The sequence below is a fragment of the Thalassotalea marina genome, assembly GCF_014656435.1.
Lineage (GTDB): Bacteria > Pseudomonadota > Gammaproteobacteria > Enterobacterales > Alteromonadaceae > Thalassotalea_C > Thalassotalea_C marina.
The window spans coordinates 321,582-345,473 of the sequence record NZ_BNCK01000005.1 but is presented as its reverse complement, the minus strand read 5'-3'; the positions used below and the strand labels follow the sequence as shown (position 1 = coordinate 345,473).

General features: G+C 38.5%; 27 protein-coding genes. 9 read left to right on the top strand and 18 right to left on the bottom strand.

Going from position 1 to position 23,892, the window contains the following annotated elements; genetic code table 11:
• Positions 1-207 carry a hypothetical protein gene (locus tag IE199_RS13130; RefSeq protein ID WP_189771220.1) on the top strand — a complete coding sequence of 69 codons (207 nt, stop codon included), beginning with the start codon at positions 1-3 and terminating at the stop codon, positions 205-207.
• 55 nt (positions 208-262) lie between these two features.
• Here IE199_RS13130 and IE199_RS13125 read toward each other — a convergent pair whose 3' ends face one another.
• Positions 263-937, bottom strand: coding sequence for a nitroreductase family protein (locus IE199_RS13125; protein WP_189771218.1), 675 nt, complete (start codon positions 935-937; stop codon positions 263-265).
• 287 nt (positions 938-1,224) lie between these two features.
• Between IE199_RS13125 and IE199_RS13120 the strand changes: the two genes are divergently transcribed.
• The gene (locus IE199_RS13120) at positions 1,225-1,821 is read left to right on the top strand and encodes a helix-turn-helix transcriptional regulator (protein WP_229854707.1); all 597 of its coding nucleotides are present in this window, start codon (positions 1,225-1,227) and stop codon (positions 1,819-1,821) included.
• Between the two features lie 78 nt (positions 1,822-1,899).
• Entirely contained in the window at positions 1,900-2,376 is a 477-nt protein-coding gene (locus IE199_RS13115) for a LabA-like NYN domain-containing protein (RefSeq protein ID WP_189771216.1), read from the top strand.
• Between the two features lie 74 nt (positions 2,377-2,450).
• Here IE199_RS13115 and IE199_RS13110 read toward each other — a convergent pair whose 3' ends face one another.
• The 8 genes from IE199_RS13110 to IE199_RS13075 form a co-directional block, all read right to left on the bottom strand.
• Complete coding sequence (locus IE199_RS13110; protein ID WP_189771214.1) at positions 2,451-2,915, bottom strand: RNA methyltransferase; 465 nt, start codon at positions 2,913-2,915, stop codon at positions 2,451-2,453.
• 90 nt (positions 2,916-3,005) lie between these two features.
• Entirely contained in the window at positions 3,006-3,785 is a 780-nt protein-coding gene (locus IE199_RS13105; protein WP_189771211.1) for a GNAT family N-acetyltransferase, read from the bottom strand.
• Positions 3,775-4,233 (bottom strand): DMT family transporter, encoded by a 459-nt coding sequence (locus IE199_RS13100; RefSeq protein ID WP_189771210.1) that lies wholly within the window; start codon positions 4,231-4,233, stop codon positions 3,775-3,777. Before IE199_RS13100 ends, IE199_RS13105 begins: the two co-directional genes overlap by 11 nt.
• On the bottom strand, positions 4,233-4,862 hold the full coding sequence (locus IE199_RS13095) for an NAD(P)H-dependent oxidoreductase (protein WP_189771208.1): 630 nt from the start codon (positions 4,860-4,862) through the stop codon (positions 4,233-4,235). The genes IE199_RS13100 and IE199_RS13095 overlap by 1 nt, the downstream gene beginning before the upstream one ends.
• Positions 4,863-4,928: 66 nt before the next feature.
• The gene (locus IE199_RS13090; RefSeq protein WP_189771206.1) at positions 4,929-5,540 is read right to left on the bottom strand and encodes a Crp/Fnr family transcriptional regulator; all 612 of its coding nucleotides are present in this window, start codon (positions 5,538-5,540) and stop codon (positions 4,929-4,931) included.
• 86 nt (positions 5,541-5,626) lie between these two features.
• Entirely contained in the window at positions 5,627-5,992 is a 366-nt protein-coding gene (locus IE199_RS13085) for a VOC family protein (protein ID WP_189771204.1), read from the bottom strand.
• 105 nt (positions 5,993-6,097) lie between these two features.
• Positions 6,098-6,901, bottom strand: a complete 804-nt coding sequence (locus IE199_RS13080) for a DUF2145 domain-containing protein (protein WP_189771202.1) — start codon at positions 6,899-6,901, stop codon at positions 6,098-6,100.
• Between the two features lie 76 nt (positions 6,902-6,977).
• On the bottom strand, positions 6,978-7,328 hold the full coding sequence (locus IE199_RS13075) for a hypothetical protein (RefSeq protein ID WP_189771200.1): 351 nt from the start codon (positions 7,326-7,328) through the stop codon (positions 6,978-6,980).
• A gap of 140 nt (positions 7,329-7,468) precedes the next feature.
• On the opposite strand from IE199_RS13075, the gene IE199_RS13070 reads away from it, so the two are divergent.
• The 5 genes from IE199_RS13070 to nudC all read left to right on the top strand — a co-directional run bounded on the left by IE199_RS13070 (position 7,469) and on the right by nudC (position 11,558).
• Positions 7,469-8,221, top strand: a complete 753-nt coding sequence (locus tag IE199_RS13070; RefSeq protein ID WP_189771198.1) for a helix-turn-helix domain-containing protein — start codon at positions 7,469-7,471, stop codon at positions 8,219-8,221.
• Between the two features lie 13 nt (positions 8,222-8,234).
• On the top strand, positions 8,235-9,605 hold the full coding sequence (locus IE199_RS13065; protein ID WP_189771196.1) for an alpha/beta hydrolase: 1,371 nt from the start codon (positions 8,235-8,237) through the stop codon (positions 9,603-9,605).
• Between the two features lie 149 nt (positions 9,606-9,754).
• Positions 9,755-10,186, top strand: a complete 432-nt coding sequence (yiaA, locus tag IE199_RS13060) for an inner membrane protein YiaA (RefSeq protein WP_189771194.1) — start codon at positions 9,755-9,757, stop codon at positions 10,184-10,186.
• A gap of 72 nt (positions 10,187-10,258) precedes the next feature.
• Positions 10,259-10,603 carry a winged helix-turn-helix transcriptional regulator gene (locus tag IE199_RS13055; RefSeq protein WP_189771192.1) on the top strand — a complete coding sequence of 115 codons (345 nt, stop codon included), beginning with the start codon at positions 10,259-10,261 and terminating at the stop codon, positions 10,601-10,603.
• Complete coding sequence (nudC, locus tag IE199_RS13050) at positions 10,596-11,558, top strand: NAD(+) diphosphatase (protein WP_189771190.1); 963 nt, start codon at positions 10,596-10,598, stop codon at positions 11,556-11,558. The genes IE199_RS13055 and nudC overlap by 8 nt, the downstream gene beginning before the upstream one ends.
• Before the next feature lie 78 nt (positions 11,559-11,636).
• Here nudC and IE199_RS13045 read toward each other — a convergent pair whose 3' ends face one another.
• The 3 genes from IE199_RS13045 to IE199_RS13035 all read right to left on the bottom strand — a co-directional run bounded on the left by IE199_RS13045 (position 11,637) and on the right by IE199_RS13035 (position 16,258).
• Positions 11,637-14,693, bottom strand: a complete 3,057-nt coding sequence (locus IE199_RS13045; protein ID WP_189771188.1) for a TonB-dependent receptor — start codon at positions 14,691-14,693, stop codon at positions 11,637-11,639.
• Between the two features lie 330 nt (positions 14,694-15,023).
• Entirely contained in the window at positions 15,024-15,533 is a 510-nt protein-coding gene (locus IE199_RS13040) for a SixA phosphatase family protein (protein ID WP_189771186.1), read from the bottom strand.
• 80 nt (positions 15,534-15,613) lie between these two features.
• On the bottom strand, positions 15,614-16,258 hold the full coding sequence (locus tag IE199_RS13035) for a glutathione S-transferase family protein (RefSeq protein ID WP_189771184.1): 645 nt from the start codon (positions 16,256-16,258) through the stop codon (positions 15,614-15,616).
• A gap of 94 nt (positions 16,259-16,352) precedes the next feature.
• On the opposite strand from IE199_RS13035, the gene IE199_RS13030 reads away from it, so the two are divergent.
• On the top strand, positions 16,353-16,895 hold the full coding sequence (locus tag IE199_RS13030; protein ID WP_189771182.1) for a TetR/AcrR family transcriptional regulator: 543 nt from the start codon (positions 16,353-16,355) through the stop codon (positions 16,893-16,895).
• 5 nt (positions 16,896-16,900) lie between these two features.
• Here the strand turns inward: IE199_RS13030 and IE199_RS13025 are convergent, their stop codons facing one another.
• The 6 genes from IE199_RS13025 to IE199_RS13000 form a co-directional block, all read right to left on the bottom strand.
• Positions 16,901-17,788 (bottom strand): aspartyl protease family protein, encoded by an 888-nt coding sequence (locus tag IE199_RS13025; protein ID WP_189771180.1) that lies wholly within the window; start codon positions 17,786-17,788, stop codon positions 16,901-16,903.
• A gap of 15 nt (positions 17,789-17,803) precedes the next feature.
• Entirely contained in the window at positions 17,804-18,421 is a 618-nt protein-coding gene (locus IE199_RS13020; RefSeq protein WP_189771178.1) for a LysE family translocator, read from the bottom strand.
• 24 nt (positions 18,422-18,445) lie between these two features.
• Entirely contained in the window at positions 18,446-18,763 is a 318-nt protein-coding gene (locus tag IE199_RS13015) for a DUF1330 domain-containing protein (RefSeq protein ID WP_189771176.1), read from the bottom strand.
• 43 nt (positions 18,764-18,806) lie between these two features.
• Positions 18,807-19,406: a DUF998 domain-containing protein gene (locus tag IE199_RS13010; RefSeq protein WP_189771174.1), complete on the bottom strand. Its 600-nt coding sequence runs from the start codon at positions 19,404-19,406 to the stop codon at positions 18,807-18,809.
• A 15-nt stretch (positions 19,407-19,421) separates the two neighbouring features.
• Positions 19,422-20,288, bottom strand: a complete 867-nt coding sequence (locus tag IE199_RS13005; RefSeq protein WP_189771172.1) for an alpha/beta hydrolase — start codon at positions 20,286-20,288, stop codon at positions 19,422-19,424.
• A gap of 193 nt (positions 20,289-20,481) precedes the next feature.
• The gene (locus IE199_RS13000) at positions 20,482-23,631 is read right to left on the bottom strand and encodes a TonB-dependent receptor (RefSeq protein WP_189771170.1); all 3,150 of its coding nucleotides are present in this window, start codon (positions 23,629-23,631) and stop codon (positions 20,482-20,484) included.
• Positions 23,632-23,892: the final 261 nt, after the last annotated feature.

Genomic DNA, 23,892 nt, shown 5'->3' with positions numbered 1-23,892 from the left:
ATGGATTTATCCGTATTAAAAGCCTTTAATAAAAAATCTGCTGATGGTTTTCATCAACAAAAACACTTTATAAAAAAGGTACTGATAGGCAAGGTAACTCAATGTCCCCAATGTTATCAGCAATTACAAGTTCAACTGCCAGATAAAAATAAATTGGGTCATATTATTTGTGCAAAAAAATGCACTGATATCCAATTCGAACATTAAAAAAGGAGGCTATGCCTCCTTTTTATTTGCCCTTTAACACAGAGTTACCAACGTATTATAAAAACGTAGCAATCTCATCAAGTGATTTTTTCACTAATGCATGATGAGGCACTGTAGCGTCGTCTGCAGGATATCCTGCAATTAATAACATGTACGGTCTATCGTTGTCTGGTCGGTTACATACTTTGCTTAAAAACGACATAGGTTTAGGCGTATGGGTTAAGGTGACTAATCCGCTAGAGTGCAATGCGTTAATTAAAAAACCTGTGGCGATACCAACTGATTCATGAACGTAGTAATTGGTATTTTTGTCTTCAGCGTGAATACCACCTTTCTTTTGACTAAAAATAGCAATTAACCACGGCGCGTGTTCAAGGTAAGGTTTTTGATCGTCTGTGCCTAATGGCTTTAACGCATCTAACCATTCTTCGCCTGCGCGACCAGCATAAAAGCTTCGCTCATGTTCTTCAGCTTGCTGGCGAATTTGTTTTTTTACTTCACTATCGCTAATTGCAACAAAATGCCATGGTTGATGATTCGCGCCACTTGGTGCTGTACCCGCAGCTTTGATACAGTTTTCAATGATTTCTTTCGGGACGGGGCGATCACTGAAACTTCTGATGGTATGGCGACGTTTGATATCTTGATAAAATTGCTCTGAACGGGTCAGCATTTCATCAACAGGATATTCTATATAATCTTGTAATGGTGTTGAATCGTGTGCTTTCATAATTATCCTTTTTGCTCTTGAAAGCACAGCATAGAATTAACTGTATTATATTGCAAGTGCAACATAATTTTGTGCGTTCATTTATTGCCAAATTATCAGAATAACGATATTTTAGGCTTTTGCTTAGCTAAGCTTAAATACACTTGAATGTTAGGACGAATTCAAGACTATGTTACGTCACCCTTTATTTTCATTGGTTTGGCGTAAAAGTGTCGTTAGGTTGACGTATACAAAACTAGGAAGTTTTTGCATTGTGAATGGTGAATGTGACAATGTGAGAACAAAAAATGGACATGAAATTAAACGCAGAAAAAATTATCAAAGAACGACAAAGTAAAGCATGGAGTCAGCAACATTTAGCCGATGTTAGTGGTTTAAGTTTACGAACAATTCAACGAGTAGAAAATAATGGCACGGGCTCACTTGAAACCATCAAGTCCCTTGCTGCTTGTTTTGAGATTAAAGTTGATAGCTTATACCAAGAACAGCCGTCAACATTGAACAAATCAGCCAATACGCAGACCACAATAGTGCGCAAGGGTAATATCCAGGTGCTATCGTTTACCACAATGTTATTAGTTTTGGCCTGTTATATTTTACTAAAGACACCAAATTCATACGCGTCTAACATCAAAATTAAAGCTCAAGAAGTGAAAATTCATAAAAAGGGAGACGTTGCTGAATTCTATAACGACGTGTCCATTGAGGTTGGTAGAGGTGTGACATTCGAAATCGATTCGTATGAAGAGGTAGAGATGACGGACAAAAGCATGTTTGTTATCAAATTGCCCGATAGCGAGATTATAGTTCATCAAATTAAAATTGAAGTTAGTGAAACTGGTCTAGTTATTCATACCGATTACGCCAAAAAATTTAGTCATTAATACTTAGGTTGATGTTAGTTGTTCAGGTAGACTGTTTGCCATAATTAACATGAGTGAACCATAACTGCTGGATAACAGATGATTAAAACAGGGATTTTTGTTGATGTGCAAAATATCTACTACACCACTAAAGAGCAATTTGCTAAACCATTTAATTACCGCCAGTTGTGGAAAGATCTCAGTTATAACCACGATATTGTGTGTGCTAACGCCTACGCTATTGCACGACAGGATGATCAACAACATAAGTTTCAAAAAGCACTTAAACATATTGGTTTTAACGTAAAACTCAAGCCGTTTATCCAACGTAGTGACGGTAGTGCAAAAGGTGATTGGGACGTTGGGATTACTATAGATATGATGGAAGCTGCGGCTGAACTAGAACACATCATTTTGTTATCAGGTGACGGTGATTTTGAGCTATTGATGCGACACCTTAAACAAAAATATGCGATAACGACACAGGTTATTAGTGTAGAGGCTTTAACGGCTAATAACCTGATCAATTGTGTTGATGTGTTTACACCAATCCATTCAAATATGTTGATTAATTAATACCATTTAGCATAAATATTTAAGCTAATTGGTATAAGACAAGTTCAAAACACTTTGTTTATTCGATAAGCGCGCTACTTCGACTTTTGAATGCGGTCATACATGACGATACTGCCAGCAACAGAGACATTAAGTGAAAAGTCACCTGGCAGTTTTACCACATCATGGCATTGCTCAGTTATATGTGCAGGTAAGCCTGATTGTTCATTACCCAATAAATATACTGCTCTGTCTGGGTGTTGATAGTGTTCAATTTCCACGGAACGTTCACCCATTTCTAAAGCTACAATTTTTGTGGAATAGGGCAAGTTTGCCTTAAAATCTTCAAAGTCTTTGTAGTGATAAAGTGGGATCTTGGTCCATGCTGTGGCTACGTCGGCCCCACAAGGTTTGTATTTTTTGTCGATGGTAAAAATAAAACTAGCGCCCAGAATATAGGCTGAGCGCCACAAAGTGCCAATATTGTGTTCACTTACGTTGTTTAATATACCAATGCCAAAAAAGCCGAAGTCTTTTTCTATGCGCTTTACTCGAGCCATAAAGAGATATTATTGTCTAAAAGGCGCTATTGTATTTTGCATTAACAAATAATACCAATTGAATAATCGGTAATTTTGTTAAAAATGCAACTAAACGTCGGCTATTTTCTTGTAACTGACAATATCAAATAGGTCGATAAAACCCAGTTTTTGATACAGCGGGTATCCCGCTGGTGACGCTTGTAAGGTCACCGTAGTTGCACCAAGCTCTAAAGCACAATCTAATAAGTTGTACATAAACATTTTGGCGATGCCTTGTCCCTGAAAATTTGGATCGACACTCATTTGATGTAAACCAACAACTTTGCCTGTTTTAAATAACATGCCGCCTGCGACAACTGTTGTGCCTTGCCACGCCAGATATAAATGGCAGTTATGTTGATTAACGATATGGTTGATCACGTTAACGTCAATTTCATAATTAAATGCACGTGAACCTATATCACTCCAAATAGCGACATCTTCAGCTGTTGTTACCTTAGTTAACGACAAGGTTGATTGCCTTGATGTATCAGCAGCCAATTGATGTGCAGCAATGTACATGGCTTTTTGCTGAAATGCCTCTTGCCAGCCATTATTTTGCAAGGTTCTAATCAGTTGCTGTTTTGCATGTTGGCTATGTGGCACATTGGGAATTTGCCAAATAGGTAAAATGGCACCCGCTTTACTTTGTTCAAGCGCTTGTTGAAATAGTTCGGTGATTTCATTTTCGGCAACTGATTCAATTGATGAATTGGTATCAAACCAATGTCTGTGTGGCCATTGTTGGCTACAATAAAAATCGAAATGTTCATTCGACATTGATTTTTGCGCGCCGTAGTTTAACCAAAGATCAGTTAAATTATGGATATTTTGAAGACTATGCGGCATGTGACTTACTCCAGTTAACTAAAATGACGCCAAAAATCATTAAAATTGCGCCAATAATACTTTGAATTTCAATTGGTTTCTCAGGTAAATTTAGCCAGCCTTGATGACTGATGATCATTGCTGTGATCAATTGACCTGTTAAGGCAAAAGACATCATTTGCCCAACCCCCATTTTGGGGATCAAAAAATAAAATAACCCAACACCTAATGCGCTGATCATGCCGCCTGTAAACCACATATAAACGGGGACTGATCTAAGGGTGTTTACATTCGGAAGACCGTTCATAAAAATCAAAAAAGCAGCACAAGTTGTTATAAATGCAACCAAAAAGGCGACAGATGTAGCAAAAAATGTATTATTTGTGATCACACCCAGTTTTGTGTTGAGGGCTGCTTGTACTGCAATTGCAGCACCCGCAAACAAGGCTAAAAAGGCAAATGCGTTCATTAGGCATACTCCAATACCACGTCTTGTTTTGCATAACGAACTTTAGCTTTATGAGCGTTTTCATCTTGCTCACTTCTTTTGCCAATAGGGATTATTACGGTTGAAGTTAACGATAAGTCAGCTAGACCCAAAATATCGTCAAACGCTTGATGATCAAACCCTGTCATTGGGCAGGCATCAATTGATTTAAGCGCACATACCGTCAGTAAATTCCCCAGAGCTATGTGTGTTTGTTGTTTTGACCAATGCACAAATTCATGATGTTCAAGGCCAGAAAAGTAGTCTTTAATATGATTTTCGTAGCCACTAATGCTTTCACGTGAGATGAGTTGTGTTTGGCAAACTTGTTCAAAATATTGATTAACTAAGGTATTAGGCTCGCCATTAAAACTTGCCAACACCAATAAATGAGAGCAATGTAAAACTTTGTCTTGACCATACGCTTTATCAACTAATGATTGTTGAATAGCTTTGTTGGTGATAACTAGGGTTTTAAATGGCTGCAAACCAAAAGCAGAGGGAGTTAATCGAATTGCCTCTAGCAATTCATCAACTTCGGTTTGTGCAATTGTTTCATTCGAAAATTGTTTAACAGCGTAACGCCAGTTTAATGCATTTAAAATATTCATCTTGTGTGCTCATTTGTTGTGTCTTTACAATATGAGTACTTTATCCAAGGTGAATTGACTCGGCATTTACATAGGTTGATTTTCAGCGATTTTTTTTCGAATACGACTAAGCTGTGTTGGCGTAATGCCGAGGTGAGAGGCGATATGATATTGTGGCAATCGCCCAGCTAACTCAGGGCTTTGCTGAGTAAACTTGATGTAGCGCTCAGTCGCTTCTTGTTGAACAATTTCCGTTTCTCTAGCATCTTTTGCAAGCAGCCAATTTTTTTCTAAGTAATTAATTTGAAATAACTTTAAGTCTTCACTTTGTTCAAGTAGCTTTCTAAAACCTTTAAAGTTAATGGTAATAAGTTTGCACGGTTCAATGGTTTCAAAGGCAATTTGGGCTGGCGAATTGGTTAACAATGCGGTCATGGCACCGGGAAACATGGTTTCATTAAAAAATATTTTATTGTATTCGTTAGCTTTATCGTCAGTGACAAAACCTCTTACCAGTCCTTGATAAACGTAACTGTAAGTTGTTGGTAATTCACCCAAACGGTAGATGGTTTGTTGTGCATCAAGTTCTAGGTAATGACACAGCGGGATAAACTGTTGCCATGTTTTTTCACTAATGGGGTAATAACTTTCAAGTGTGCGCTTTAAGCTTTGCAGGGCTAGATTTTGGTTTATATTCATTTAACTTTGTTCAAATTTATACAGCATTGCAGGTACAATTTGCCACTGCCAAAAATGTTAACGGCAGTGGCTAAACGTTCGTTTAATTAGTCTTCTAATCCTTTATCTGACCATACTGCAAGTTCATTGCCTGTTGGATCTGAAAAATGAAATCGACGACCGCCTGGGAATGAAAAAATCTCTTGCACTATGGTGCCGCCGGCTTGTTCAATTTTGGCCTGAGTTTGTTCAAGTGAGTCACTATACAGCACGACTAAAGCGCTGCCTTGCGCGGTATTGCATGAACGCTCGCTAACAAAAAAACCACCATCTATACCTGCTTGACTAAACGCCGTATATTCGGGGCCATAATCGGTAAACTGCCAGTTAAACACATTGGCATAAAACTCTTTTACCGCTTTAATATTTCGCGTTGGTAGTTCGATATAATTTATTTTTTCGTGATTAGACATGACTCTTCCTTTAGTGAGTTCGCCGTTGGTAAATATAGTACGGAGCTTTATGCTAGGTTAGCGCTTTATGCTGAAGGCAACAAGCGCTATCTCATTGGAAAATCGTTAAAATAAAGCGCTACTTTGAGTTGGGGTAATGACCATGGCGCTATTAAGCAATTTGTATTCATCTAAATAACGGGCAATGCTGGTAAAGGTGGTCGTTTGAATTTTTCCTTGGTGATCACTTGTGCTAACACCATCGGCAAACATATTACCCAGTGCCAGTTTAAACCGATTTACGTGCACTTTTTGTCCTTTAAAAAATGACTTGGTGCGTTGTTTAATTGTTGGCATGTCGTCAGTTTGATAAATGGCGGCATTAATAATATTTAAGGTGTGTTCAGTACAGTTTTGATATTGGTTATTGTATGGGTTAGCAATGATGGAGTAATTTGCATTGTGTAATGACTTATTCACGCCATTTTCGATTGCTTCTACAATACGCAACTGCAGGGCTTCATCGGGAATAATGATGCCAGCTTTTAATTCTTGAGCACCCCAAAAAAAATCTACCGGGTAGTCAGTCACCAAATTACTGTTATCAGGTGCTTTGCTATCTTGATACAAGTTATGAATAGCATAGCCAAAAGCGGTATCACCATTTGCCAATTTAATTTTTGAATAAATAGCAATGGCAGTATGAGTAAATTGAATGCCTTTTGGAAGCTCATCTGCAGGCTGTCCCAGTCGACCGATAATAAAAGCATGTGCGCGCTTTTCAGCGGCGAACTTTTCTACCTGTTTGGCAAAGCTAGCGATGTCTTGAGCAGCAAACTTGGCTTTGCTGTGTTGCTCACTACCAGCTTGAGTAATATTGCTAACAAAAGACAAAACCATGAAAAGTAAAACCGTGGGTAAATGCTTCATAAATGCTCCTTCAATGGAAAACTTTCCAAGCGGCACATAGGCCGCTGCATAAAGTTAATGACTATTAAGTTAGTGACTAAGGTTGTTTTTTAACTTTCATTGCCTCGGCAGGGCTAGGCTCTGCGGTTACCGTAATTTCGGTAATAACAAATGCTCCTTTTGCCTGCTTTTTGCTGCTTGCACTTTGCACTAGCGCATCTCCCACTTCATCAGCAATGGCTGCACTTGCAATCACGACACTTGCGCCGGCAATAACAGGAATTGCGACGGCTGCACTGGCTACTTGTCCACTTGCAGTCAAACCATGACCTGAGGCCAACAGTGAATGTTTACTGCCTGCACTGGCATGTTCAACACTGTTTTGCGCGTTAGATAAAGGAGAAATGGCGATAAGAGAAACAAGTGCTAAAGATTTTAATGTGTTCATTGAAATGTCCTTTTAATGTGATTCAATTCGTTATCTACAATAAAAAGCTGTATTAGCTTTGTAAACTTAGTATGGTGATGTATTATTTTTTTGGTCTATTGGTATTGTATTTTTATACCAAGTTAGGAAAAGGAAGTTAAATGAGCCAAATTAAACAAGTGACAGAGACGTTAAAGTTGTTACTAAAACAACGCAAATTAACTTATCGTGATGTTGCTAAGCAATTGAAGATGAGTGAAGCGAATGTGAAACGATTATTTGCATCACGCAGTTTTTCATTGCAGCGCTTGGAAGAGCTTTGCCAAATCTTACAGTTATCTTTATCTGATCTTTTCACTATGGTTGAAAAAACAGAAGAGCAATTAACTGAGTTAACCCTTGAGCAAGAGCAAGAATTGATTGATAACCCTAAGTTATTGCTTGTGGCGGTATGTGTACGAGATGCTTGGTCATTTGATGACATTATTGAGCATTATGACATTGATCAATTTGAAGCGATTCGGTTAATGGCAAAACTCGATAAAATTAACCTTATTCAATTATTACCAAACAATAATTATAAATTACTGATTGCTCAAGACTTTCGTTGGATAAAAAATGGTCCGCTTGAACGTTTTATGGAAACTGAAGTGATGAATCGTTTTATGGCCAGTAAATTTGATGGCGAAGACAGTTTTAGGTTTTATCTTAGAGGCCGTTATTCACAGGGCTCTATCACTGTCATTCAACGTAAACTTAACCAAATTACCAAAGAAGCTGCACAGCTTAATTTAGAAGACGCGTCTCTCCCCATTAACAAACGAAAGCACATGGGAATTTTATTTGCCATGCGCCCGTGGGAACCGTCACTTTTTGAACAATTTAGAAAGCCAGTAAACACTAAACCAGAATAAAGGACTGATTTGCATGCACATTAACCATAAATGGCGATGGATCATTGGTTTATCCTCGATGATCTTAAACCCCTTAGCAAATGCCAGTAACGATTTTGATTGTATTAACATCAATAACGATGTCAGCGTGATAAAAGACATAAAAGACAAGGAGCTTTATCTAAATGAGCTCTCTGCAGAGGTAAAGCCTTTTGATTTTAACTCGAACTTGCCTTATCAACAGTATGTAGCAACAACGCAACAATTTATCTTGGCTAAAAACCCCAAAGCAAAAATGAAGTGTCCAATACTTAACGACACCATTAAATTGCTTAATCCTCAGCAAAATGCTCAAAACCTAACGGTGAGCGATTTAGTGTCGCCTTTTGAGCTCAAGGCTGGAAACAATAAAGTTGGGGTATTATTGATCCATGGTTTAACAGATTCTCCCTATTTATTTCACGATTTAGCGCCGAAGTTTTATCACGAAGGGATTAATGTAAGAACGTTATTACTTCCAGGACACGGTACCGCACCATCAGCGCTGATTGATACCAGTTACCGCGATTGGCAACTTGCAACCCGCTATGCAATTCAACAAATGTTAAACGATTACCAACAAGTCTATTTAGGTGGATTTTCCACTGGTGGCGCATTGATCATCGATCATTTAGTTAATGCAAAAGCAAATGAGCAATCCTATGACAAAATCAAAGGATTACTATTTTGGTCACCGGCAAGCAAAGCTAAATCAAATCTTGCTTGGTTAGCTCAGTATGTAGATTACATACCTTGGGTAGACTATGTGGGTAAAGGCGCTGACATTGATTTTGCCAAGTATGAATCTTTTCCGTTTAACGCGGGCGCGCAAGTCCATAAGTTGATGAACAGTATTGCGGCAAAAAAACTTGCTAAAAAGTCGTTGCCCGATATTCCTATGTTTATTGCCACATCCAATGTTGATCAAACCATTGCAAGTCAAGCTACAGTAGATTTATTTGAGGCATGGCATAACTTTTCAGACCGAAGTTCGGCAACTAAAGATGAATTTGTGTTGTATGCTGATAAAGAAGCGGTGTTAACTATACCTAGTGGCTTGCCAATAACTAAAATGGCCTGTAGTGATAAGCAAACATGTAACAGTATTGTTGATATTGCTCATACCTCACCAACCAACGCGCCATCAAACTTACATTATGGTCAACGTGGAAGCTACCGAAATTGTGAACATATCCTTGACGATAACAACTTTGTGCAATGTAAAACCTCTGACAATAATCAACGGGGTGAAGTAACGGGTGAAAATACTAAAAAGTATCCACATATGCAGCGATTAACTTTTAACCCTATGTTTGAGCAAACTTGGCAAAAAATTACTGGCTTTATCCAGCGTACAAGCAATTAAAAAGATAAACTAGTTTATAAATCCAATACTTTTAGTTCATTAAAACTGCTCCTTGTACATTTTGGTTTACTCATAGTGTTCTATGTTTGATAGTAAACCCAGATTTTACATTCACATGACGATCTCAATGTCAGTAACAAGGAGTTTTTATGATCATTAATCAACCTACCAGAGCATTTGTTTTAACATCGATAGCGGTTCTAGTTACCGGGGTTGTATCTTATTTAGTTGGATTGCTAAACGCTCAAATGGCATTGAATGAAAAAGGTTACTACTTTGCCGTTTTGTTATTTGGCTTGTTTTCATTTGTTTCTTTACAAAAAACGGTGCGAGATAAAATTGAAAGTTTACCGACATCAAAACCATATACGTTAATGTGTTGGGTATCTTCGTTAGTAGCAATAATGTTACTTGTAATTGGCTTATACAATGCTGACTTAACACTAAGTGAAAAAGGATTTTATGGCATGGCATTTGTTTTAAGTGGTTTTGCTGCGATTACCGTGCAAAAGAATGTGCGAGATAATTTAGTCACCAAAAAACTGCAACCATCAACGGACGATATATCTGACGATTTATAAAAAGTTAATTCCAACTATTGCACCTCACTACAAATAGTGTAGCATGCTACATAATTTGTAGTGAGGTGGTTTATGGCAATTCCTTTTCCTGGTCAGCCTGTTAGAGGCTCAACCACGGGCAAGCCTTTAATGGCACTTATTGACTTACTGGGCAGAACATGGGCTATGGGCGTCGTTTGGCAATTAAGTATGCAGCCCAGAACATTTAGAAACCTGCAATTAGCCTGTGACGGTATTTCTCCTACTTTGTTAAATACCCGTTTAAAAGAGTTAAAAGCTTTGTATCTCGTTGAAAGTGGCGAGCAAGGGTACTGTTTAACACCAAAAGGGCGTGAGTTATTTGAGCTTATTGCACCGCTTGGGCCATGGTCTTTAACTTGGCATCAATATATCAAGGAACAATCTGACGATGCTTAATTCAAACATTAGCTTAACGGGAATGCCGTTATTACGCTGTGAAAATTTACGTAAAAATGCCGAATGGATTAATCAACAACTTGAAGCACAAAACGCTTATTTTATTCCTCTTTATAAAGGTAAGGTGTTGGTTTCGCTTGGTGGTTTAGGCAAGTTAACATGTCAACAAGTCAAACGATTCCTATCTTCAGTAAACAAAGCGATTTTTTTAGGTCTTGCCAATGAAGATAAAGCCGCTTGTTTTACTATTGATTTTAGCCATCTTGATGAGCAATCTCTTGAGCAAACGACGTTAATGCTAAATCTAGAAACAGCAGCGACGTCATGGCAACATTTAAGATTTGCGATTAATCAATTGTCTACAAGCGATGCGGCAATTTGTGGTTTTGCTCAAGCCATGGTTAACTGGCATGTTAGCCATCAGTTCTGCGGTTACTGTGGCAATGAACTCATCACGCGAGAGGGCGGACATGCAAAAAAATGTTCAAACGACGAGTGTAATAAGTGGGTGTTCCCAAGAACAGATCCTGTGGTGATCATGTTGGTTGAACATACAGACAGCCAAGGCGTTAAGCGCTGTTTACTTGCTGGTCATCAACGCACTGGTGGGCAAGTAGTTTCCACGTTAGCAGGGTTTGTCGATCCAGGTGAGTCGATTGAAGAAGGTGCTATTCGTGAAGTATTTGAGGAAGTTGGCTTACAAGTTGACTCACTAGAATATATTACCTCCCAACCTTGGCCATTTCCGAGTTCTTTGATGTTGGGTTTTTATATGAAAGTCTCAGATGATGCGCTAAATATTGACCACAACGAATTAACCCATGCCATGTGGTGCACCAAAGAGGATATTGCTGAGTTTGCCGACTGGGGAGATGAAAGTGAGGGCACTCAAATTCCAGGTAAACATTCTATTGCCCGGTATTTAATTGACCGTTGGTGTAAAGGACAGCTGTAATAAAACAATTTAAACAACAATAAAAAAGGCTTTGGTGATTAACCAAAGCCTTTTGAGTATTTAATTATGCTATTTAAATTAGAATTTAAAATCTAACTCAAAACGCATAGAACGTGCTGCTAGACGGTTTTGTACTTCACCGTATAACTCGTTAACAAAGCCACCTGTGTCACCTGAACCTTTTTCGGCAAATTCAACGTATCTAGTGGTCGTGTCAGAATTTAACACGTTATACACTTTCCATTTTAGGTTTAGGTCATGACCATAAACATCCAATTTGTAGTTAAGTGATAAATCAAACACACGCGTCCAAGGAGTACGTCCTACAGAGCCACGTGGGTTAAATTCTTCAAAGTTCCAATAAGTTGGACCACCATGGTATCCATCTGGATCTGGGAAGTAACTACGACCAAACTTGTTACGAGGTATACCTGATTGAATTGTTGCATTAAGACCAACGGTTAAGTTATCAGTAATTTGATATGCACCATAAGCTTTAAATACGTGTCTGCGATCGTTAGGTAAATAACCGTTTGCACCGTCCATTATGGCAAGTGAGTCCCAGTCACGTGTTAGGCCAGGATCTGCTTGAACGTTATCAGTTTTCACTGCACCTTCTGCGTTACCATAACTTTGTGACCAAACGTAAGAGAAAGTTCCCATCCAGTCGTCGTTAAAACCACGTTTTAACGTTAAGGCTACCGAGTTATAGTGACGTTTAGGATCTTCAAAGCCAAATACGTTACCTGGAATAACTACAGACTCACGCGTACCATCACCGTCAGTGTCATAGTCAATATGCATAGTAGAGCCAGGGTTTGTTAATACAAATATTTCTTCTGTTGGCTCTACCCAACCCATATCATCTAAGACGTAGTTAATACCCACATCATCAACAACACTTTGTAGACGACGGTGAGTTAGCTTAATACTCGCTGACCAGTCTTCATTTAACATTTGCTGGTAACCAATGATGATTTCGTCTTGGTACATTGGATCGATTGATTGATCAACTACTTCTTTTTTATCTGGCACTTCTCCATCATCGTAGTAGTAAGTGTCACCCAATTTTTCTCCTAAAATAGGTGCATTAGTTCCTGCTTCACGGCCAGTATAGGTAAAGTACTCGGTGGTCCATAATTCGCCACCTGCTAAACGCACGTTAGTATTTGAGGCAACTGGTAAGAAGTAGCGGCCCATGTTAAACCAAGCTTTTGATTCACCATCACCGTTAATGTCCCATGCAACACCAATACGTGGTGACCACTGGTTATCTGCTTTAAGAAATACGTCGCCATTAGGGTTTTCATTCTCAAAAGTTTCGTTTCGAAGACCCAAACTTACCATGATGTTATCGGTTGCTTGCCACTGGTGGTCTAAGTACCAAGAAGATGACTTCACACCGTAGTTACCACCACGGTTTCGGTAGCGACGTTGCACAACATCCATATTTTCAGCTGGTGTATAGCCATTTCTAAGTTTTACACCACCTGCGATTGTATGAAAGCCATAAAATACACCACCAGAGAATGAGCGAGTATCAAATGAATTATTATCTTCAACGTCATAACCAAAACGTAATAAGTGGTCAGAATTGATATACCATTCACCATTTAATTGATACTGCTTACGTTTATCATAGTAATCGTAACGGTAAGAATTTATCTGGCAACCTTCACTTCGGCCAGTTGTCCAACTGTATACATAAGGACAGGTTTCGTCATTTTCTGAATATGAACGGTTGTTAAACAGCACTTCACCGTACATTACAGAAATGGTTAGATCTTCTGTTAGATGTCCATCATAGTTTGCCGCCCAAGCATAACCGCCATCTTGGTTATACGCGTAACCGACTTCTTCACTTTTAAATGGTGTGCCAACAGCTTCATTACCAACTGTTTCAAGGTTGTAAAAATCACGCTCAATACGAATTTGGTTATCACTGCGTGTATCCATGCGCCATAACTTAATTGAGTGATCGGCGTTAATGAACCAGTCTAATGAAAGAAAATAATGAGGGTCATCATTTTTATTATAATTTCTATCGGCATACAATTCGTCCGCATACTTGCTATCATCTGCTGCTCGTTGTAATGCAGATTTCAAATAGGGGTTAGTTCGGAAACGATCAGCGTAGCGATTTTCTCTATCTCTATGGTTATAAAGCGCATAGAAAAATAGCGTATCTTCAATAATTGGACCAGAAGCCCAAATTTCGGCATTTACAGTACGACTGTGGTTAAAACCTGTATAAGTGCGATTGTCGCCCTCATTGTTTAAGATTTTCTGGTTGCCATCTTTATCTTTACTTGCTGCTGAATAAATCGTTGATGGGTAAAGAAGGTCATCATGTCTTTCAGAATCAGGGGTATAACGCAAATTCGCACCAAATTTAAATTCGTTGCTGCCTGATTGAGTAACAGAGCTTAACACACCACCAGTAGATTTACCGAATTGTGCACCATAGCCACCAGATTTGACTTCATGTGCAGCGTAAGCTGTGTGTGGAACCGTTACACCGCCAAGACCTTTACGAAAATCTGTTACGTTTAAACCATTAACAAAGTAAGCGTTTTCGGCAACCGACGAACCACCAAAAGAGGCTAAGTTTCCAAAACCAACGTCTCCTTTTACCGTGCCTTCTGCCAATAAGGCAATAGAAGTTATGTCTCTGTTTACCGGTAACAGGTCTAATTCTACCGCAGTAATATTTAAACTACTGGTAGAGGTTGTAGTATCGATCATTGTTACACGTGAACCCGTCACTGATATTTTTTCAATATCACCTGAGTACATTGGTACTTCTACTTTAGATGTTTTACCTATGGTTACTACAACATTATCGTTGACAAACTTTTCATAACCGTTTTGGGTAATAGTGATAGTGTAAACACCCACTGGTAACTGTGACAGGCGGAATTCACCATTTTCATCTGCAGTAAGCGATTTGGTAAAACCATTACTTTTATTAAGAATCGTAATGTTAGCACCAGCAAGACCTGCTTCCGAGTTTTCGATAGAGACTGTCCCTTGAATAACACCAAACTTTTCTGCCGCGTTAGCGGGGGCTATTACAGCTGCGCCTAATGACAACGCAACGGCAAAAGCCAGTTTTGAGATGTGATTATTTTTCATATTATTATTTTTTCCAATGTTTATTAGATGTCGCTTCCTTTCATTTCAATTCCATTTTGCATGCAACATGTACGAAAATTTACGTTTCTTTACAAATTGCATGGGCTATTAATACTTTAAATACAATTTGTTAACAAGTATGATTTTTTAGAAAAGTTTAACCTTTTTAAAGTATTAGGTTGGGTTTTTTAGAGCGAAAGCCTTATTTTTACTGTGTTTGTTATGAATTTGTTTACTTTGATTAATGAAAATGTAAATTTAAAAAAATGCGATAAATGGCTGAAAAAATAGGTTGGTTATCTTGTGAAGGTTTCATTTTGTTGCAAAGTGTTAGCGATTTGCAGTAACAAACTTATTTTTGGGAGAGATAAAATCTTCTATTTGCCAGTTAAATTTTGGAGTGTGTCGCCAGTCAGTTAAGTGTTCGCTGGTTAAACAAATATAGCTGCAGGTGGGTAAATTATCTAAATGTAGGGTATTGGTTAAGTTGATTAAATGTGTAAGCGCAGGGTTATGTCCGATTAAAAGAACTTGCTCGTATTTATTATCCAACTCGTTAATAAAGCTTACTAGGTCTTGCACATTGAATGTATAAAGTGTTTGGCATATTTGATACTGCTTTTCGATATTTGCGTGATGTAAAATGCGAGTGATAGTATCTTGTGCTCTTCGTGCTGGGCTGCAAAAAATTGTTAGCTCACTGTTTAGCATTTTTGATAGTTTTTCTGCCATTAAAACACAGTTACGTTTGCCTCTTGAATTTAGAGGGCGGTCTTCATCTTCGAGTAATTTATTTTTCCAACATGATTTTGCGTGACGTAATAAATGAAGTTTTTTCATAGCAAATTCTAGGATTGTCTATGTCTATATTAAGACTGACAGAGATTTAACGCTCTGCCAGTACAATTTAAATTTTATTGTTATTCTTGCGGTAGTGTTAATACACCTTGCACAAAATTAAGCGCGCTAACTCTATCGAGATATTGAGCTAATTTAGGGGTGTTTTGGTGGATGCTAAAAGGCTCTGGCAATGCAAATACGTATGTAAGTATTGGCAGTAACAAGGCGTCACACAGGGTGAATTGCTCGCCGATAAAGAAACCTTGATCACTAATTTGTGCTTCAAGTTTTTCTAAGGTTGCTTGCGCGATAGGTTTTTGCTGTTCAACAACGTCCATTCGAATGGCACCATTTTCACCTTTAGGAAAACGAAGTTCTAATAAATATTGACTTATTAAATGCTGGTAAACGTATTGAGAAATCATGCTAACCCAAGCAAGGTTTTTAGCTTTGTCTTTTGTTTCAGCGGGAAATATGTCTGGACCTTGTTTATCATTTAGGTAAGTGGCAATAGCAACAGTTTCAGGCAAGATAAAATCACCTTCTATTAATACCGGTACTTTAGTAAACGGGTGTAATTTTTGATGTTGTGAGTCACGAAACTCTAATGACGTTCCTTCATATTCCATGCCGACTTGGTATGGAATATTCTTATAGCGACACACGAGCTCAATTGTTCTGACAAAGGTGGAAAACTGTGGGCCTAAGATGGTTAATTTTGACATAGTAACTCCTGTTGGTTGTATAAAATAAAACTCTTGTTGTATTTCATGCTATTAACTTACAGAATATGTTCAAGAACATATTTTGGAGCGTTTTATGCCTTGGGACAGTAATCACAAAAATTCTACTAAGCAGCGGATATTGATAGCGGCTGCGAAATTGTTTACTCGAAACAGTTTTGATGAAATATCCATTGATGATGTGATGAAAGAAGCAGATCTAACTAGGGGAGCTTTTTATTCGCACTTTAAAACCAAAGCAGATCTATATCAGCAGTCTATTTCAGTGGCTGCACAGCAAGCATATGAACATATCACCAGTGGTTGTGGCGGCTCGCCATTAGAAATCCGCGATCGATATCTACAGCAAACTTATTTTGAAAATAATGAGGCGCTGTGTCCGATGGCGTCATTAGTATCAGATATTCGTCATCGAGATCCTAAAATTAGAGACACTTATACTCAGATATTTGCCGGATTTGTCGAAAATATAAATCAATTTACCAATAACGAAAATTTGGCCTTTCAACAAGCGGCTAGCTTGATTGGCACGGTTGCATTATTACAAACGTTAAGTGATGAGAAAATAAAACAAAAGCTGTTAGATGCTTGTATGGCTGATGATACATTAGCAAAATAGCTTTTTTAGGCCGATGTTAATGTTATGGTGTTGTTGCTAAAGTTTAACGTCACGATAAACTGTTGAAAAAAATCGCGACCCAGTATGCCGTCATATTGGAATTTTTCAGTGATGGGGTAAAGGTATAATTTTGATCTAAAAGGCAAACCATAAGCCATCAATAAGGTGTTGATATACTGACACTCTATATGTTCACTGACAACAAATTGGCAGCTTGAGATCCGTTCTTTATTGTCGATACGGTTTGCTGAAATAAGTGATGCAGATGCCCCTGTGTCGAGCACCATTTGATAATATTTAACCCCTGAACTTAACGAAATACTAATGCCAAAGACTGAACGTTCAAAAGATAGGCTTTCATTCAAATCAGATGGAGTATTCAACTTTTCATCTTGGCCAAAAACCGTTAATAAACGTCGTTTGTAATCGATTTGTATTGTTTTTCCATGAAAAAAATCAGCGCCAATAATGATATCTTTGTTGTTGTGCTCTTTGTGCGTAGCACCTAGTTTTGCTCCCCAATTTTTGAGCTCTAATGCGGTTAAGTTATTAAAGTCCATGCATTTAACTGTTAGGGTAGGAATCGTATATTGTTTAGCGGTAAAAGATTCTCCAGCCACATTGAGTGTTTCGACAAGCTTCCCTGTAGGTTTTAAATTCGGTATTTTTGATAACATTTTTTGCGGCAGATGTAACGCATGGCTGGCGCCTAAATCAACATGTGCACGATAAACTGAATTATCTATCATTAAACCAATATAAGGCAGGCCATATTGGTCAAAATCTATCGGAAAATATAACGTTTCGCATGCTGGTGAGTTGTTAGCAGTGGCAGGGGATGAGGCTAAAATCACAAAGAGTAAAAAAGCAAAAGATAATCTTTTCAATTTCAACTGATACTCCTGAACCTAAGTAGCAAGCATGATCGCCATTAATTCACTTATAACAGGAAATACCGACAATACCAGCAAAAATGCCATGACATAGTTAAACGCTTTACGTTTATTTTCGTGTTTTAACCAATGGCTAAGTATAGAGCCTGCAACTAGCCATAGACCAACACTAGGGAGTGAAACGACTAAAAACACTAAGGCAATAATGATAGTTTGATTGATGAGTTCAGCGTCGCTTGACGAATATACGGCAATTGCTCCTGTTGCAACAACCCAAGCTTTAGCATTAACCCATTGAAACAATGCACCATTAATGAATGTGAGTGGTTTGTCGCTCGTTTCTTTAGTGGTGGTTGAAGGCGTTTTTGTGATTAAGTAAGCAAGATAAAGTAAATAACCTGTACCAATAATCTTTATCAAAAGGTGCAAACTGGGAAACACTGTAAATAGATGTGAAAAGCCTAATCCAACAACGACTATCATTAAAGAAAATCCAATACAGATACCCAATAACAAAGGGATACTTGGGCGTACACCAAAGTTTAATCCTGATGTCATTACCATCACATTGTTTGGCCCAGGTGTTGCTGACGAGGCAAAGGCAAAGAAAGCTAGTGCTACAAAATATTCCATTATCATCATCCTTGAACAATACACCTAATTGGTGTTGAAATAACTAGCGATAATTGTTGTGCTATTCACCGATTTTTCGAAATACTCAGCTTTGATAGCTTGGTATGCTTCATGATTAAAAAATGCATCTTTTTGCTGTTCACTGGCAAAATAGATTGTAAAAACTCGGTTTATCGATGTTGCGTCACCTGTATCTGCAGGTGCTTTTAATACTTCAGATACTTTAAAGTCACAACCAAAGCCACCTTCATGTGCAGTTAATAAAGGCGCCATTGCTTCTCGGTATGCTGTGTACAAGCTTTCATTAGACAGGTTTAATCCGACTAACATTTCGAATCTCATGGTTTGATTCCTTGTTTTTTAGTATCAAAATAGATGTGGTGATTTAAACTACAAATTCAACAGATAAACCACTTAACCAAATCAATTGCGCACCGTAACTCAATCTTTGGTGTAATCCTATCTTTTGCCTGTTTTGATAGGCGTTTGCCAATGAAAAGGTAAAGTATAAATGTGCCACTAGGCAGAGAATTGAAAATAACTTAAACGTGTAGGTAAAATCACTTGCAAAAGGTGCTATTAGCATGGCGATGATTAAAGAAAATAACATCACTACGCCAGCAAAAGTGTGAACTTGGCACCTAGTACTGGGTTTTTCAATATAAGGATCAGCATCCATCGGAAAAACACCCGCTACCAATGTACCAACACCGTGAGCCACTATGCTCCAGCCAATAATAACAAGTAATGTGCTTACTTCAGGCTGCTGTAAAATAAACCAACCAAAAGCGACAAAAAGCATACTTAATGGAAAATTATTTATTCTTGGAGAGAGTTTTTCTGTTGGGCTACCACTAGCGCCCAATTCACTACAAAACTGATTTACATGGCTGTAGTTTGGGTATCGTTTTCCTGCAATGGCTACACCTACTATCATCCAAGCTGTGGCAATAAGACCTAAATAAGGGGCTATGGTTAAATACATGGTGACTCCGAATAGTTAATGGTTACTTTTTTGCAATTCGATGATGCTTGACACAACCAGATCAGGGTCGGTGATATGCAGATGATGTTTGTCTGACATTGAATAAATCACTTTGCTTTGAGTTGAAAGACTGTAAAAGTAGTTCTCTGCATTGGCGTCAAATTTATTCATTTTAGTGGCTATAGCTAGTGGCACATTTTCAGGATCGTAACGCTCAGTTGTTAGCTTTTTTCTCACCGTAATTATCGGTTTACTGCCAAAACTTCTCGCCTTCTTGAGCAATTGATAACTTGCCAAATGATCAACTTTTTCAGGCGCGCGTTCAAACATTGGATCATGAATGCTTTGTTCAAAATCAAACTGGCGCTGTAACGTTTTATCTTTGGTGGTAAAGTTTTTTGGCCATCGGGTGGCCATAGTATAAAAGTAACCGAATTGTGGAGGGTCAATAAACATAGCGCCTAACACATTATCTGGATACAAGTTGTTGTAAGCCTTGATAATATATAAAGCATAAGAGCCACCAGCAAAGTAAAAAGGCGGATTGATTTCAGCTTTTTGTAATAAAGTGTGTAACCAGTTGGCTGTATCATTAACAGTAAATGGCTCCGGGCCTTTTTCGCTCTTACCCAACCCCGCGCGATCATATAGACAAACGCTATAATGGTTTTGCAGTTTTTCGATGTTTTTTTGCCAAATACCGTCTGACCCCCAACGGCCAAATCCTTGTTCAAGTATCAAAGTCGGTTTGTTATTTTGATAACACGCTAAATAGAGTTTAAAGCCACCAACATCATAAAGGCCTGACTTTGTCGGGGAGATTGATTCAGCTTGAACTGATGTACTTACAAAAAGTACAACAAAGAGTAGTAAATTTTTCATACAGTCCTTGTTAAAATTTTAATTATCAAAGCATTAGGTTTTAACGAAGGGTTTCGTAATTGTCAAGTTCATGTCATAGCGAGTTTAAATATTTAGAACAAGTTTAATCGCAAATATGAAGTTTTTTGTTGTGTACGTATTTAAAAAAATGCCGCATAAACAGCGGCATTTTTATCACGATAAACGTTAATAATTAGAACTCATAACGTACTGTTAATTGTGCACTGCGGGGCGCTTGAAACTGTACAGGACTTCGATAATTTGGATTATCAACACCTTGCTGCAATTCAGCTATATCGTTATAAGACGTTGGCGTATCAAAATCAAATACATTGAATATCGTCGCAGAAACAAATAAGTTACCCCCGATCACTTCGGTACTATAAGAGGCACTCAAATCAAGATTATAAATCCACTTGTTATGTCCGTGTGAGCCGCGTGGTGAGTCTTCACCATTGTAGTAAAAATCCGTTCCACGGATATCTGTACAGTCGGTTACCGCATTAGGATTAAACTGCGTATGTTCGTCATCTAGCCACATCGGCTCACTACAAGAACCTACCCCTTGAGGGTGGTAACCTAACTTGTTAATAGGGCGACCCTGTTGAATTTGCATGTTGAAACCAACAGAAAACGCATCATTGATGTCGTATGTACCAAATACTTTAATCTTATGAGGAATATCGTTAGATGTACGACCATAACTGTTGTCTGTTAACTCAGGTGCATCGTATGAACCTGACCAGCCTGGATCTGCTTGAGAGTGAGTTCCACTGACCAGCCCCTCGGTGTTACCTTCACTTTTTGACCAAGTATAAGAAGCTTGTAATTTAAAGTTGTCTGAGATTTGACCGTTGGCAGTAAGCTCTAGCGCATGGTATTTACGTTTAGCTTTTGGCAACCCTAAATAATCAGCATCCCATTCAACATATTCATCACCTGAAACTTTGCCGTCTTGGTTAATATCGTAGGCTAGTTTAACTGGGTTACCTGGATTAATAACTAGGGCTAACCAGCTTACATTGGTGTTTAAACCTAGGTTTTGCAGTACTTCTAGTTGTTCTGGGTTTTCGCGTCCCCATTTTTCTACTAGGGCGAATCGTAAGTTAGTATCTTCAATTGACGATTTTAGATCACGATAAATATAGCGTGCACCCACAACCCATTCGTCGTTGAGTTCATGCTCAATACCTAGTACATATTCGTCGCTGTACATAGGTTCAAGATCTTTATCAACAAAGGTCGACACTGGTTGGGCTAGCTCTCCATCGCTGTTAACTTCCATAGCAAACAATTCACCGACACGATTTGGGGTATTGTTTTCCTCATTAAACGTTCCGTCCATTAAACCGTAAGCCGTAATATTTACTTCTGGCAAGGTCATACGTGCACTGGTATTTGGTGAGATTGGCATGTAATAGCGACCGTAATTAGCAAATATCTTAGTGCCACCGTCACCCAATAAGTCATAATTAATACCTAAACGAGGTGCCCACTGATTATCCATGGATACATATTCTTCACCTGTCCCCGTAGCGGCATCAAAAGCACTATTTCTCAAGCCAATATTTAAGGTTAATTGATCAGTAACTTGCCAGTTATCTTCAATATAAAATGAACGATAGTTTTGTTCAGTAGTACCGTTTTTCTTATACTCTTTGGTCCAGAAATAGCTGTCGCCAACCTGCAAAGGCGATGGAACATAATCAACACCTTGGCGAGCTGCATTTCGTTCAATAATGGCATTGATGTTAGCGATACGACTCTCTGTTGCTGTGTAGATATCATAACGCCAGCCGTCGCCCGAATATTCAGAACGATCAAAGGTTTCAATGTTTTCGTGGCTATAGCCAAAGCTAATAGTATGGTCGTCTAATACCCAGTCAAAATCGACCCTAAACTGCTTGCGCGTGTCTTCACTTTTGGCGCCACTTGACCAGCCTTGCCAGTCACCACGGCGTTGCCAGCTGCCACTTCGGCTATCCCATACGCGACTTAAGTGAGCGACGGGGTTAATTTCTAATGAGTCTTGCTCTGTTACACCATATACCGCTGAAACACTTAAATCGTCGGTGATATAACCGTTGTAGTTAACAGAGAAAAGCTGGCCACCAGATTCAGATTGTGTAGGCTCGCCAAACTCACCTGATTGACGTGATTTATCACGATTAGATGGGTGAAAATCATAGTCAGCGTGGTAATCACTGTTTTCACGCTCATTATTCATAGCGGTGAATGTCAAACTATGGTTTTCATTAATATACCAATCTATATTTGCTAACCAGAAATCAGCTTCATTTTCTCTTTGGGTGATCGATGTAGTGTCTGCCCAACGATGTGTTACTTTTTGCGGGTTGTATAAGGCGTAGAAAAATAGCGTATCTTCAATAATTGGGCCGCTTGCCCAAATATTGTAACGTGCATTTTTTGTATAATCTTCGCCATTATAGGTGCTTAGGGTAAATGGATAGCCTGTGACATTGCCATCAGCATCGGTGTCTGGATGGCCTGTATCATAAAGCCATACATCAGGGCTTCTTGAGCGCAAAAAACTACCAGGATTGTAGTCAAATCTCGCTCCAAACTTAAATTCGTTATCACCTGATTTTGTTACGACATCGGTGACACCACCGATAAAATTACCAAACTCTGCAGGTACGCCACCGGTAACTATATTTGTTTGAGCGACAGCTTCCCATGGGAAGCTAATGTGACCAAGACCTTTACGAATATCAGTAATGTTCAATCCGTTTAAGAAAAAACCGTTTTCGGCAACAGATGAGCCACTAAAAGAAACTCCTCGTCCATACTCGCCAGCAGGGTCAGCAGCTAATGATGCCGCAGGTGATAATAGGGCAACTGATGACAGATCTTGAGCCACAGGTAATTTGGCTAATTCTTCATCGGTGATGGAAAGTTGTGTGGTTGAACTTTCCATATTAATGACACGAATAGCAGCGCCATTAACTTCAATACGTTCAATGTCATTTGAATACATTGAAACGTCTACTGTTGATGTAAGACCAGCAGAAATCATCAACCGCGATTCAGACTGCGTTTGAAAGCCGTCTTTACTGAACGTGACAGTATATGTGCCAATAGGTAAACCTTTTAAGCTAAATTCGCCTTGGCTGTTAGTGGTAGTTCTTTTGACTATGCCTTTGGTGTTGTGTTTTAACAGCACCTCAACATTGGCAAGTGAATTACCACTTTCAATTAAAACATTACCTTCGATACTCCCGGTTGTTTTCCCTTGAGCGAATGCGACTGGCGCACATAAACAGCTAGCGATCGCAGCTGCAATAAGGCTTTTACGCCAGTTGTTTGTTGTTTTTATATACATACTTTCCCCAAATTTTTTATTGTTAGATTAAAAGATGCACAACAATGGTAGATCGATTGAATTCATAATACAATATTTTGTATACAATATATTTGGCTGTGTTTTATCTGGTTCGAGATGAGGTTTTAGAATTTATATTGGACAAAATGGCGTTAACCAAATAAGTCATAGCCAAAGGTGCTGATTTATTTGAGCTTATTAAGTTTATTTGTCTTTATAGAATTTATAATTGCAATTGTAGGGGGCGTTTTCTAACTTTAA